13 protein-coding genes are annotated in these 13,443 nt (G+C 57.0%); 9 read left to right on the top strand and 4 right to left on the bottom strand.

Translation table 11 applies throughout. The features are described from left to right. A partial coding sequence (locus ADK28_RS33135) for a transposase (protein WP_048796909.1) occupies positions 1–129 on the bottom strand: 129 nt, incomplete at its 3' end. A gap of 1,446 nt (positions 130–1,575) precedes the next feature. Beyond that, positions 1,576–2,364 carry a MipA/OmpV family protein gene (locus ADK28_RS24455; RefSeq protein ID WP_048796908.1) on the bottom strand — a complete coding sequence of 263 codons (789 nt, stop codon included), beginning with the start codon at positions 2,362–2,364 and terminating at the stop codon, positions 1,576–1,578. Between the two features lie 128 nt (positions 2,365–2,492). Here ADK28_RS24455 and ADK28_RS24450 point away from each other — a divergent pair, with 128 nt between their 5' ends. Together ADK28_RS24450 and ADK28_RS24445 are read left to right on the top strand one after the other, a co-directional pair. Next, positions 2,493–3,191 (top strand): response regulator, encoded by a 699-nt coding sequence (locus tag ADK28_RS24450; protein ID WP_048796907.1) that lies wholly within the window; start codon positions 2,493–2,495, stop codon positions 3,189–3,191. Continuing rightward, positions 3,188–4,375 (top strand): sensor histidine kinase, encoded by a 1,188-nt coding sequence (locus ADK28_RS24445; protein WP_033639046.1) that lies wholly within the window; start codon positions 3,188–3,190, stop codon positions 4,373–4,375. The genes ADK28_RS24450 and ADK28_RS24445 overlap by 4 nt, the downstream gene beginning before the upstream one ends. Positions 4,376–4,436: 61 nt before the next feature. On the opposite strand, the gene ADK28_RS24440 is transcribed toward ADK28_RS24445, so the two are convergent. After that, the gene (locus ADK28_RS24440) at positions 4,437–5,339 is read right to left on the bottom strand and encodes a LysR family transcriptional regulator (protein ID WP_031299766.1); all 903 of its coding nucleotides are present in this window, start codon (positions 5,337–5,339) and stop codon (positions 4,437–4,439) included. Between the two features lie 140 nt (positions 5,340–5,479). Between ADK28_RS24440 and ADK28_RS24435 the strand changes: the two genes are divergently transcribed. The 7 genes from ADK28_RS24435 to ADK28_RS24405 all read left to right on the top strand — a co-directional run bounded on the left by ADK28_RS24435 (position 5,480) and on the right by ADK28_RS24405 (position 12,102). Beyond that, entirely contained in the window at positions 5,480–7,015 is a 1,536-nt protein-coding gene (locus ADK28_RS24435) for an MFS transporter (RefSeq protein WP_033639044.1), read from the top strand. A 41-nt stretch (positions 7,016–7,056) separates the two neighbouring features. Further along, the gene (locus tag ADK28_RS24430; RefSeq protein WP_048796906.1) at positions 7,057–8,100 is read left to right on the top strand and encodes an HlyD family secretion protein; all 1,044 of its coding nucleotides are present in this window, start codon (positions 7,057–7,059) and stop codon (positions 8,098–8,100) included. After that, the gene (locus tag ADK28_RS24425) at positions 8,097–9,542 is read left to right on the top strand and encodes an efflux transporter outer membrane subunit (protein ID WP_048796905.1); all 1,446 of its coding nucleotides are present in this window, start codon (positions 8,097–8,099) and stop codon (positions 9,540–9,542) included. The genes ADK28_RS24430 and ADK28_RS24425 overlap by 4 nt, the downstream gene beginning before the upstream one ends. Further along, entirely contained in the window at positions 9,523–10,296 is a 774-nt protein-coding gene (locus tag ADK28_RS24420) for a siderophore-interacting protein (protein WP_048796904.1), read from the top strand. Before ADK28_RS24425 ends, ADK28_RS24420 begins: the two co-directional genes overlap by 20 nt. Positions 10,297–10,317: 21 nt before the next feature. Next, positions 10,318–10,761 (top strand): universal stress protein, encoded by a 444-nt coding sequence (locus ADK28_RS24415; RefSeq protein ID WP_015376224.1) that lies wholly within the window; start codon positions 10,318–10,320, stop codon positions 10,759–10,761. Between the two features lie 71 nt (positions 10,762–10,832). Continuing rightward, entirely contained in the window at positions 10,833–11,345 is a 513-nt protein-coding gene (locus tag ADK28_RS24410) for a DUF962 domain-containing protein (protein ID WP_048796903.1), read from the top strand. Beyond that, the gene (locus ADK28_RS24405) at positions 11,332–12,102 is read left to right on the top strand and encodes a nucleotidyltransferase domain-containing protein (RefSeq protein ID WP_033639038.1); all 771 of its coding nucleotides are present in this window, start codon (positions 11,332–11,334) and stop codon (positions 12,100–12,102) included. The genes ADK28_RS24410 and ADK28_RS24405 overlap by 14 nt, the downstream gene beginning before the upstream one ends. 20 nt (positions 12,103–12,122) lie before the next feature. On the opposite strand, the gene ADK28_RS24400 is transcribed toward ADK28_RS24405, so the two are convergent. After that, the gene (locus tag ADK28_RS24400) at positions 12,123–13,223 is read right to left on the bottom strand and encodes an alkene reductase (RefSeq protein WP_016929541.1); all 1,101 of its coding nucleotides are present in this window, start codon (positions 13,221–13,223) and stop codon (positions 12,123–12,125) included. Positions 13,224–13,443: the final 220 nt, after the last annotated feature.

Below are 13,443 nucleotides of genomic sequence, written 5' to 3'. Positions count from 1 at the left end.
CGCCTTCCAGTTGTAGTAGTTGGTTTCCGAAATAGCGGCCTCACGGCACACATCCTTGACGGTACGTCTGGCTTCGACGGACTTCAGAACGGCGCTGATCTGGTGTTCAGTGAATCGGGCTTTACGCATAACGATCTCCTCAGGGGGACATAATCAGTATGTGGGAAGATCTCTAAAAGTGAATGGGCCGTTTTGCCGGGATGCTTACAATCCGTGAATCGACGGAGCACAGTGATGGGAATGCTAGTATGTCCGATCAATAGCGCCTGCAAAATATCTGTCAAAGTCAAAAACTTGATAACGTAAAAAACGTCTATGGCCGGTTTTTTTACGTCTATAGCCCTGACTTAGCACCAAAACGTGAAGGGTAGTGAAGAGAGTAGATACGCGTGTTAACCAAGTAATGCAATGAATATAAACAGAAAAGTTACATGATGAAGAGTGTGCACACTTTTGGGATAAATCTTTTTCTTTGGAAAGCGAGGACAAACGAAAGCGAGATTGTGTAGGTTTTATACTCGTATACTAGTGTGACTTATTTGTATAGTTATATGTATATTAAACCTTGATTTTTAATATTTATATCATATTTATCAGTTGATTAATTCTGATTTAGTACTCCTGTGATCTTCCGCCAATCATCGTCTCCCTTGCTCTTCTGTGTTAGCCGAGTTTTGCAACTTACATGACCGTCCATCTGAATGGATATGAGATCTTGCAGCCAGACAATGAGATTGTCCGGCTGCGCGAGGGATTATTACGGCTACTTATTGAATAGGTGCGTGCCGATGGATAAACAGCCGCTGAGTAAAAAAATGGATGACAGAATAGAAATGTAAATGAGTGACTTCATTCAGGCCTCTGACGGTTAGAAAAGCGAAACGCAGCCGGATAACGCAAGCGTTGATGATAGGGTTAAAAGGTAATAGGCAATCTTTAGAAACATAAACTCATCCTGTTTTTGCGGTATCGACTCTCGGTTTGATAACGTCTGATTCATTTTGCAGAAAATTAACAACTGCTTATTTAATCCGACTATCCGGGTCTGGAAGACCGGGGTGTTTTCACTTTGGCGCCATGTTGAGCGTTTCTTTGCAGTGGATTGACAGTGGGTTGATGATTTTTTGGCATGCTTTCCTTTTGGTTAATAAACCATTCAAGACAGTTAATCTGTAATGAGGAAGGCCTCGTGAAAACCATGTCGTTAATTGTTTTATTGGCATCAATATTCATCACCGCGATTCATTGCCATGAAAGGCTATGCTTCGGCATTCAAAGCGGTATTGGCATACTCGGCAACGGAGCAAGTGCAATAACCTGTGATTTCAAGTCGTGCTCTTCTCATGATGTACCGCAATGCGTTAATGCCCCCAAGTTTTATATATTTAAACCTTTACTAAAACGTTTTAAAATCGCGTTAAAATCCCAGTTTTTAACTTCATCAGTTACATTTTCCTGAATTGTTGGTTGAAGAGTAATGAAACTTTAATTACAGCAAGCTGTTGAGTGAGGGATCTTTAAAGTCCCATTACTCTTCTGAACGTCACTTTGCAGCTTCAGGTTTTTTGTACTGGCTTAGAATGTATAACTTATTGCCACGACGCCGCTTGTTCCCTCCTTTTGTTTAACGATAGGGCTATTGGCGGCGTTATCCCCGAGCCAGGTATGGTTGATGCCAAACCATCCGCCCCAGTTTTCGTTAAACTGATGCGCCCACGTCAGGCTCACGTCGGTGCCGTAATAGCCGCCTGCGCTGTTATAGCGGGAGTAACCTGAGTTTGCGCTTTGCGTACTGTTGACCCCGTACCAGGTGTTCATATAACGAGAGTCTGCAAATAATGCGCTGATTTTAAACGCCACGGTATCCTCTTCATCCAGAATAGGAATGAAATCGACGGAGGTCGCGTAAGATATCCCTTGGCCATCACTCAGCGGCAGAGTGGCTTTCCCTTCCAACACCAGCCAGGGCGTTACCGCCCATCCTAAGGTTAGGCCCGTATTAACAGTTGCCGAGACATCTCCCATGCCTTTCAGCGCGTCTGAGCCTTTACGCCAACCTGAATCTTCATCGGTTCGCCCAGAATCATAGCCTATCGTTGGAATGAAATATAAACCGTTTTCGCTTTGAAAACGAAAACCAGCACCATTCATTGAATCGACAAAGAAATTATCTTGTTGGTAATGAAATTGCGGTGCGGCTCCCCAGGTTTGCTTATTTGAACCGCTGTATTTTGGCGATGATACCGCACCAAAACTTACGGTAAATGCCGTTCCACTTTTATCGTTATCACTTGCATAGCTGGGGGAAATGCTGGATATTATCAGCAGAACCAACGTATTTTTAAGCATTTTACTTTCTAACATTATGAGCCTCTTTATTATGTGTGTCGGTATGATAAGACTGTTCACGCAAGGCGGAGTATGCCGATGATTTGTCAATTAACCGTCAATTAATAATCAATAAATAACCAAGAACCTTCAGGTGGGATGATATGCAAAATAAACGAGTTTTAGTCATTGAAGATGATATCGATGCGGCAAATGTGCTGGAGGCCTATCTTAGGCGTGAGGGTTATCATGTCGCAGTGGTGGGAAATGGATTGATTGGTTTAAATACGGCGTTAAGCTGGAAGCCCGACCTCATATTATTAGATGTTATGTTGCCTGATATGAACGGCACTGAGATATTGGCGTCTCTCAGGCGCAAGGTGAATACGCCGGTTATCATGATCACGGCGATGGGGGAGCCTCATGATAAAATAGGCGCGCTTCGCTATGGTGCGGATGATTATATTGTTAAACCCTATAACCCCGGCGAAGTTATGGCACGCGTGCAGGCAGTGTTAAGGCGAAGCGGCGGGAATCAGCTGATAGGCGAAGAAATATTGCGTTGGGAACGGCTCGAACTGGATCTCGCTAATATGGTGGCGAGGGTGGCAACGGGCGAGAGCGGCGCTCTCTCGCTGGATTTAACATTAACCGAGTTTTCCATTCTCAGCACGTTGATGAAAGCTTCAACGAGGCCGCTAAGCCGCCAGCTTTTGCTTGAAAAATGTTTACCTGAGAGTGATGCGCTCGAAAGAGTGGTGGATACACATGTTTATAATTTAAGACGAAAACTTGAAGCGGCAGGCGTTGATAACGTGATCTTTAACGTGCGCGGCGTTGGCTATCGGTTTTGCAAATCATGAAGAGCAAAAATAAGTCTCTTTTGTTTTGGGTGTCTGTTCGCATCGTCATTGTCGCCATCGTGACGCTTTTTACCATTATTCTTGCAATGTGGGGTATTTTTGCTGCCCAGTACTTTTATGTCATTCATGAAATGCCGGCATCTGTTTACGAGAGATTCTTGATGCTGCGAGAAAATCCGAATCTGGATATAGATGCGTTCCATGAGATCGTCGATACATATTGGGGACTGGATTACAGCACGCCTTCGCTGACTTCTTTAAATTGGGGGTGGCTGCTTATTTTTCTGATCGTTGTCGTTCCATTGATAACGTTGATGTGCGTGCGCATCGCACGTCCTCTTACCGCCCAATTTCGCAATCTCACCGACGTTGCGGAAATTGTGGCTCAGGGGAATTTTAAGCAACAAGCCGAGCTGGTTCAGGCGTGTCCTGATGAAATTATAAGATTCTCAATAAATTTCAATGAAATGGTTAACAAGCTCGCTTTGTACGAACGTGAGATAAAGGCGTCGCATGTCGCTTTGGCTCATGAGCTGCGTTCACCGTTGACCGGGGCTATGGGCCGTCTTCAAGGCATGATAGACGACGTTTTTCCTGCGAGTCAGGCACAGCTGAATATGGTCATGACGCAATTAAAAAATCTGAGTTACCTTACCGAAGATCTGTATTTCCTCTCCCTGGCCAGTGCGGGCCAACTGAAGTTGAGTAAAAACGTTTTCACTATCAACAACGTGTTAAAGGAAAGAGTGGCATGGCTCAAGCCTCAATTGGAGGCAGCGGGCATGTCCATTTCCATCAAGGAGAGCGGGCAGTTTGATTTTATTGGGGATGAATTCAGGGTAGGTCAGGTATTCAGTATACTTATCGAAAATATGCTTCGTTATTGTAGCCAGGGCGATCGAATGCGCATTTGTCTCGAACGGACAACGCAGGAAATCGTGTTGGCTTTTCAAGATACGGGGCCTGGCGTTGCACAGGATTATTTGCCGCAGATGTTTGAGCGTTTCACTCGCGGTGAAACATCCCGCGCGCGCGATTCCGGCGGCAGCGGGCTCGGGCTCTCCATTGCGAAGGCGATTTGCGTTGCCCATCACGGAACGATAACAGCCAGTCTGCCGGCCGGCAAAGGGCTGTTAATCACCATAAACTTGCCCCTGCCGGCGCAGGGCGCGGCTCACCTCTAGCGAGGCTTCTGGCGGCAGTGCCGCAATACGCTGCAGGAGGCATTATGGGCGGCGAAGCCCCTCACTCCCGCTGCAAAAAGAACTGCTTGATGGTCTGCCGCAGCCAGCGATGCGCCGGATCGCGATCCAGGCGCGGGTGCCAGGCCTGTACGATAAACACCGATTCCAGCTCGAGCGGCAGCTCGATCTCCGCCAACGGCAGGTGGATGTTGCTCACCCCTTGCAGCACATGGCGCGGCAGCGGCAGGATAAAGTCCGATTTCATGGTCAGCATCATCGCCGAATGGAAGCCCGGCAGGGTCAGGGCGACGTTGCGCTGCAGGCCGAGATCGCGCAGCGCGTCGTCGATCGGCCCCTGCGTGCGCCCGCGGCGGGAGACGCTGATATGCGGGTAATGGGTCAGGGTTTCGGGCGTTACCCGGCCAATGATTGGGTGCCCAGGGCGCACCAGCGCCTGAAAGGTGCTGGTGAACAGGCTCTGCGTCTTGATTTCCGGATGCCAGTCGCGTGAGGAACCGATCACCAGATCCACCTTGCCGCTGCGCAGCGCGTCATCCTCGCCGTCGCTTTCAGCGATAAACTTCAGGCCGCTTAACGGCGCCATGTCCCGCAGCGTCTCCAGCAAGCCGCCCGCCAGCGCGCCGATAAAAATGTCGTTGGCGCGAATGGTGAAGGTTCGGGTCAGCTTGCCGGGTTCGAACGCATCATTCGGTGCGATCAGCGCGGCGGCCTGCTCGATGATCTCGCCGAGCTGGCGTTTCAACTCCAGCGCGCGCGGCGTCGGCACCAGATGCTTGCCGGCCCTGACCATGATCGGATCGTCGAACTGCCGGCGGATGCGCCCCAGAATGCGGCTCATCGCCGGCGCGCTCAGATTCATCTTTTCGGCGGCGCCGCTCACGCTCCCTTCTTCCAGCAGCAGATTCAGCGCATAGATCAGGTTGAAATCAATTTTTTGCGGCATGGACTCTCCGGCGGTGGCGCGCTCAATGGATTGCGTTTTGTGCAACTAGTTAATTACATCATTTCATTTTAAACAATCGAAATAAGTCCGGATACTGCCCACGACAACAAAGATTGAGGCTGAAACAGCAGGAGTGGGGAATGGTTGAGGTGTCTGTTACGCCGCACCACAAAAATCGATGGCTCGCCAGCGCCGGTGAAATCAACGGCCGCACCTGGCTGGGGCTGTTCGGCGTGTTTTTGGCGGTGATGGCCAGCGGCGTGGGGGAAAACGCCAGCAAGTTCGCGCTGGCGGATATACAGGGCGGCATGCTGCTGAGCTTCGATGCCGGCAGTTGGCTGACCACCTGTTACGTCACCGGCTTTGTGATCGGTTCCGGGTTCACGCCCTGTTTTTGGCCAACCTTTTCGCTGCGCCGGGTGGCGTTGACGATGTGCGGCCTTTACCTGGCCGGTGGGCTGCTGACGCCCTGGTTGGGAGAACAGTATGGCGTGCTGCTGGCGGTGCGCAGCCTGCAGGGCTTCGCCGGCGGCGCGTTGCCGCCGATGCTGATGACGGTGGTGCTGCGTTTTATGCCGCCGCTGATCAAGGTGCTGGGGCTGGGCGCCTACGGCTGGGTCTCGGCCTGGAGCGCTACGCTGGGCGCCACCGCTGCCGCCTTTGCCTTTCACTGGGGTTGGAGCGGGTACTTCTACTGGAACCTGCCGCTGATGGCGATCGCCGCTGTGTGTATCGGCTACGGTCTGCCGCAGGATCCGTTGCGCCTGGAGCGCCTGCGGCAGTTCAACTGGCGCGGTCTGCTGCTCGGCGGCATGGCGCTCGGCATGCTGACGATGGGCATCTCACAGGGGGAGCGCCTCGACTGGCTGAACTCACCGCTGATCTACGTTTTATTGTTGGGCGGCATCGGGTTATTGGCATTATTTCTGATTAACGAATGGTATCACCCGCTGCCTTTTTTCAATTTGCAGCTATTAAGCAAAAAGAATTTGTCCTTCTCCTTAATTACGCTGGGTGGCGTGCTGTTAATTATGGTGTCGCTGGTCAATATTACGTCGGGATATTTATCCGCGATTCAGGGCTATCGTCAGGAACAAACTTCCGACTTAATGCTGTGGGTGGCGTTGCCGCAATTAATTACGCTGCCGATTGTCGCCATTATTTGCAATACGCCGCGGGTGGATTGCCGCTGGGTGCTGGCGATCAGCCTGCTGTTGATGGCCACCGCCTGCGTGCTGGCCGCCCAGCTGACGCCGGAATGGAACGGCGATACGTTTCGCGTCATCGCGCTGTTGCAGGCGGTCGCGCAACCGATGGCGATCATCCCCCTGCTGATGCAGGCGACCGGCGGACTGTTGCCGACCGACGGGCCGTTTGCGGCGGCCTGGTTCAACGCGGTGAAGGGTTTCGCCGCCACCGCGGCCGGCGGCGCCATCGCGCTGCTCAGCCGACAGCGCGGGGACTATCACGCCGGCACGATTGCCGACGGCTTCGGCTCGGCCTACAGCCGCGCATCGGGATCGGCGGAGCAGCTGGCGCAGCTTGCCGCCCGGCAGGGCCACGTGCTGGCCAGCGCCGATCTTTATTTGTTGGTTGCCGGCCTGGCGTTATTACTGACCGCGCTGATTTTAGTTATGCCGACCCGTATTTATCCGCCGCGTTCGGTCGCCGCCTGACATTTTATCATCAGAAATAAATATTAAGTGGAGTCACTTTTATGGCTAACAAGAAAGTCGCCGTCGCCGTATTGGCGGTTGCCGTCATTACGCTGGGGTTAATAATGAATAAGTTCTTTATTAAAGAGACACAGCAGAATACCAATGATGCCTATATTCGCGCCGATATCTCGCGTATTTCTCCGCAGATTGCCGGTGAAATTGCGCAGGTGTTGGTCAGAGACAACCAGTGGGTCAAACAAGGGGAATTGCTGGCGGTGATCGACCCGCGTGAATTCAACGTCGCGCTGGCGCAGGCGACGGCGCAGGAGCAATCCGCCCGCGCCCGGCAGGACGACGCCAGGGCCAACCTCACCCGGCAGAGCGCGCTGATCGCCGCCGCGCTGGCGGAGCGACAGGCGGCGCAGGCGGAGCTGGCGTTTGCGCGCCAGGAGCAGAACCGCTACCAGAGAATGGCCAGCAGCGGCGCGGGGTCGCAGCAGGCGGCGCAGCAGGCGACAACGCGAGTGCACACGCTTTCCGCCAATGTGGCGCAGGCGGAGGCGACGCTCAAAGCGGCGCGAAACATGGAGCAGGTGCTGCAAGCCAAGCTGGCGGACAGCGACGCCGAGCTGATGCTGGCGCAGGCGAAGAAAGCGATGGCCGAACTGAATCTGTCTTACACCCGCATCACCGCGCCGATCGGCGGCGTGATCGGCAAGAAAAGCCTGCGGGTCGGGGAGTTCGTCAAACCGGGCGATGCGCTGCTGGCCATCGTGCCGCAGGACAAGCTGTACATCATCGCCAACTACCAGGAAACCCAGTTGGAAAACATTGCGCACGGGCAGTCGGTAGACATCCATATCGATACCTTTCCCGGCCAAACGCTGAAAGGGCAGGTGGACAGCATCGCGCCGGCTTCCGGCGTCAGCTTCGCGGCCGTGGCGCCGGAGAACGCCACCGGCAACTTCACCAAGTTCGTGCAGCGCATCCCGGTGAAAATTGTATTTGATATCAACAAAGAGCACGCCGCTTTGTTGAGCGCCCTGCGCGTCGGCATGTCTGCGGACGTCAGCATCAATACGCTGGACGGGGGCCTGCAATGAACAGAGCCGTGATCCCGCTGCTGTTGATGGCACTGAGCGGCTGCCGGGCGGTAGGGCCGGACTACGCTCGGCCGCAGAGCGCGCTGCCCGAGAGCTGGGGTGAGCAGGCCGGCGGCGGGGCGCTGCCGGTGGCCTGGTGGTCGATATTCAACGATGCGCCGCTGTCGCAGCTGGTGCAGCGCGTGGCGGCCGGCAACTTGGATCTGCAGCTCGCCACGGCGCGCATGCAGCAAAGCCGCGCCTTGCTGGGCGTGACGGAGGCGGCGCTGATGCCGGATCTGAGCCTGGACGGCGCCTATCAGCGCCAGCGCGCCACCTCGGTGGGCAGCATGGATCCGTCCGGCAACGGCGGAGAGGCGGATTATAACCTCTGGCGCGGCGGATTCAGCGCCACCTGGGAGCTGGACATGTGGGGCAAGCTGCGTCGCGCATCGGAAAGCGCGCGCGCCGGCTTCGCCGCTTCGCAGGAGAATCGGCGCGCGCTGCTGACGTCGGTGACGGCGGAGGTGGCGAGCGACTATCTGCGTCTGCGCGCCACGCAGCAGCAGCTGGCGGTGGCGCAGGAAAACCGCGCCACGGCGCTGCGCACGCTGCAGCTGACGCAAAGCCGTTATCAAAGCGGCGCGGGCAACGAACTTGATATCGATCAGGCGCAGGTGCAGTTGGCGCAGGTGGATGCCCTGCTGCCGACGCTGTTCGATAGGCAGGAACGCTTGATCAACGCCATCAGCCTGCTGTTGGGCGAGCGGCCTGGCGCGCTGAAAGCGATGTTGTCGCCGACGGGGCCGCTGCCGACGCTGGCGCGCGCGGTGCCGATGGGGGTGCCGTCGGATCTGGCGCTGCGCAGGCCGGATATTCGCGAAGCGGCGGCGCGTTTGCATCAGGCGACCGCCGAGATCGGCGTCGCCACCGCCGACTACTATCCGCGCATCACGCTGACCGGCAACGCGGGCTATCAGGCGCTGGCGCTGGCGGATATGGGCAGTTGGTCCACGCATACCTTCGCCATCGGCCCCGCCCTGTATCTGCCGCTGTTCGACGGGGGGAAAATCACCCAGCGGGTGCGCCTGAGCGAATACCGGCAACAGGAAATGGCCATCGCCTACCAGCAAACGGTGCTGCGCGCCTGGCACGAGATCGACGACGCGCTTTCCGGCTATCGCGCCCAGCAGCGCCGCCAGACACACCTGGCCGAGGCGCTGGCCGCCAACCGGCACGCGTTTGCGCTGGCGCGCGACAGCTATCTGAACGGCGCCAGCGATTTTATCCACGTTCTGAGCACGCAGCGTGCGCTGCTGGATCTGCAGTCCGCGCAAATTGTTTCAGAGGAGGAGACGGCGATCGCCGTGGTGAATATCTATCGAGCGCTGGGCGGCGGCTGGGAACACACCTACCCGTCTGCGGCGCCACAGGAGAAGGCTGATGCACAACACGCTGAATAAGATTGTCGACGAGATGCTGGAAAGGGACACCCGCCGCAAACGGGAGGCCCGGGTGAGCGCCGTGCGGCAAGTCACCGCTCGGATCCGCCGCATCACGTTGAGCGGCGACGATGTGGATAAGTTTATCGCCGATCCGCGCGCGCAGGAGCCGGCCAGTTGGGTCAAGATATTCTTCCCGTGGCGCGACACGCTGGCCGGGCGGGCCTACACCCTGAGCGGCATCGACAAACTCGCCCGCACCTTCGATATCGATATGGTGCTGCACGGCGAAGGCCCGGCGTCGAACTGGGCGCGCGACGCGATGCCGGGCGACAAGCTGGGGTTCGCCGGCCCTTGCTCCGGCGGCTTTCGGCTATTGCCGCAAACTCGCTGGCTGCTGTTGCTGGGTGATGAGACCGCGCTGCCCGCCATGCGCACCATTCTCGCCTCGCTCTCCGATCCGTTGCCGGTGCTGTGGTTCGCCGAAGTGGGCGATGCGCAGGAGATCCAGGACGTCGATTGCTCCTTTTTGCAGGTGAACAGCTGGCAAATCCGCACCCGACATTTCGACAGCGTGATGAACAGCCCGCTGGTGCAGGCCGTCAGCCATTGCGAGCTGCCGGCCGGCGAAGGGCAGGTGTGGCTGGCCTGTGAGCACCAGGTCGCCGCCTATCTGAAGGCGCGTTTTATCAACGAAATGGGCATCTCCCGCGCCGCCTTGTTTGCCAAAGGTTATTGGAAAAAGGGCGAAGCCAATTTCAAGGGCGCGATTTAACTCGGGCGAATGAGGATGGTTATGATTGAGAGAGTGTTATTGGCGGTGGATTGCTTTGAACATAGCGGCAACGCCCTGGAATTTATGGCGCGCCTGCAAGGCAGCATCGGCGGCGTGATCGTGCTGACGGTGGTGGACAATGCCTTCACGCTCAGCCGCAGCGGCCTGCGTTTCGACAGCGATGAGCGCGAGGAGTATCCCGCCGCCCAACGGGAAGAAGCGCTGGCGGAAAAGCAGGTCGGGCAGGTGACGCGGGCGCTGAAACAGCAGGGCTTCAATGCCCAGGGCTTGCTGGCCGCGGGGTCGCCCATCGAAGTGATCCCGGAACAGATGGCGCTGTTCAACTGCGATCTGTTGATCATCTCGCACCGCCACCTGTCTTCATTGGGGCGCTGGCTGAACGCTTCCGTCACGCGCGGCCTGCTGGATGAGATCGGTCAACCGGTATTGGTGATCCCGCGCTAAGCTATGGATAAGGGCAGCCGCATGCGGCTGCGCGCGTTCGGCGACGAAGGCCGCACATACCGGAGGTCAACATGCGAAGTCTGGAAGATCACCTTGCCGCTTATGCCGCCTATCACCGCGATGCGCGCAATATTGTCACGCACTTTATCGGCATCCCGCTGATCGTCGTCAGCCTGCTGACGCTGCTCTCCCGGCCGGCATGGGGCGCGGGATGGCTGCCGTTTTCGCCGGCCTGCGCGGCGGTTATCGTGTCGGCCCTCTATTACCTGCGGCTGAGCCTGCGTCTTGGCGTCATGATGCTGGCGTTGCTGCTGCTGTGCCTCGCGTTCGGCGCCTGGGTGGCGTCGCTGTCGACGGCGGCGTGGCTGAGCGTCGGCATCGGCGGCTTCGTCATCGGCTGGCTGTTTCAGTTTGTCGGGCATTTCTGGGAGGGACGAAAGCCGGCGTTTATGGACGACGTGACGGGCCTGATCATCGGTCCGTTGTTCGTGCTGGCGGAAGCCTGTTTCCTGGCCGGCGGGCTGCGCGCATTGCAGCGGAGCATCGAAATGCGCGCGGGCAAAGTGCGCAATGGGAGGGGATGAGGTGGCGTGGATTCCCACGGTGACGGCATGTCCGCTGCAGCAGGCTTTTATCCCGTTGCTGGAGGCGCTGACGGCAGGGCTGCCGCGCCAATTCCCGGCGCTCATCCACAGCATTTACCTCTACGGCAGCGTCGCGCGCGGCGAAGCCCTTCCCGGCGTGTCCGATCTGGACATCACGCTGTTGCTCATCAAGCCGGCCGATAGCGGGGCGTTGCAGCGCCTTGAGGCGTGGCGGCAAGCCTTTCAGCTGGAGCAGCGGATCGTGAGCAAGGTCGACGTTGACATCGGCAACGTTGATGAAGCGTTGGCACCGGAGCATCATGATTCCTGGGGATTTTGGCTGAAGCATCACTGCCGATGCCTGTGGGGCGAAGACCTGTCCGCCGCTTTTCCGCTGTTTCGGCCCGATCGGCGCATTGCGCTGGCGGTCAATGCCGATTTACGGCCCGTGTTGGCGCGTTATCGGGAGCAACTGCTGCAGGCAAGGACGGTATCGGATGAGAGGCGCTTAAAGCGCGAAGCGGCCAGAAAGCTGATCCGCGCCACCAATATGTTGCGCGCCGAGGGAAGCCCGTTCTGGCCGATAACGCTAACCGACTATGCCGAACAGCTGTTGGCGCTTTATGCAGAGCAGCGCGATGAAATGAACTATTGGTTAGCGCACGCGGCAGGGGAGGCGAATGACGCGGATTTTAGCGACAGAATGATGCGATTTCTTGACTGGATCGAAGCTCAGAAAAAAATAACGCCGGCTTGAGCCGGCGTTGTCGGCGCTCGTTAACCGATCGTCGGATAATCGGTGTAGCCTTCCCGGCTGCCGCCGAAGAATTTCTCTTTGATGGGCGCATTCAGCGCCAGCCCGTGTTGCAGGCGGTGAGGCAGATCCGGGTTGGCGATGAACGGGCGGCCGAAGCCGATCAGATCCGCCCAGCCTTTGGCCAGCGCTTCTTCAGCGCGTTCACGCGTGTATTTGCCCGAGTAAATCAGCGTGCCGCGGAAGATCAGACGCAGCGATTCTTTGAACGCCGCCGGCATTACCGGGGCGTCATCCCAGTCCGCTTCGGCGATGTGAATATAAGCGGCGCCGATATCGTTCAGCACGCTGGCCGCCGCCAGATAGGTGGCTTCCGGGGTATCGTCCTGCGAGCCCATCAGGGTGGTCAGCGGCGCCAGGCGCACGCCCAGTTTCTCTTTGCCGATGGCGTCCGCTACCGCCTGCGCCACTTCCCGCAGGAAACGCAGGCGGTTTTGCAGTGAACCGCCGTATTCGTCGTCGCGCTGGTTTTCCCGCGAGTCGATAAACTGATTGATCAGATAGCCATTCGCGCCGTGCAGCTCTACGCCGTCGAAACCGGCGGCGATGGCGTTGCGGGCCGCCTGAGCGTAGTCATTGACGATCGCCGGAATTTCTTCCCGGGTTAAGGCGCGCGGTGCGGAGTGTTGCACCATTTCACCCACGCCATGTTCCGGCCCGCGGCCTTCGACATCCACGAACACTTTGACCCCGTCGGCCTGGATGGCGGAGGAGGAGACCGGCGCGGCGTGGTCAGGCTGTAGAATGGTATGCGACACGCGGCCGACGTGCCAAAGCTGCGCGAAGATCTTGCCGCCGGCCTGATGTACGGCGTCGGTGACTTTTTTCCAACCGGCGATGTGTTCCGGGGTGTAAATGCCGGGCGTCCAGGCATAACCCTGGCCTTGCTGGCTAATCTGCGTGCCTTCGCTGACGATCAGCCCGGCGCTGGCGCGCTGGGCATAATATTCAGCCATCATGTCGGTGGCGACGTCGCCGGCGCCGGCCCGAGAGCGGGTCATGGGCGGCATGACGATGCGATTGTTCAGCGATAAACCGTTTAAAGAATACGAGTCAAAAAGCATGGCGCTTCCCTCTGTGTGTATTGGGCCGTAGGGCCTTGATGTTTTACTGAGGCCATTATATTTCGTCGTTTAATTCTAAAAACGCGCACAATAACAAAACACTTTTGCTCTGTGTTCAATAGTTGCGGTAGCCGCCGGCGGGCCGATATGGCGGCTTGCCGCAGGTGGCGAGAATGAACCCGATGTGCGCTCGGGCGACGGCGGCTATTGCCTGTCGGTG

Origin of the sequence: Serratia sp. 506_PEND (assembly GCF_001076875.1) — a bacterium.
Classification (GTDB): domain Bacteria; phylum Pseudomonadota; class Gammaproteobacteria; order Enterobacterales; family Enterobacteriaceae; genus Serratia; species Serratia marcescens.
This window is presented reverse-complemented; position numbering and strand designations above follow the sequence as displayed.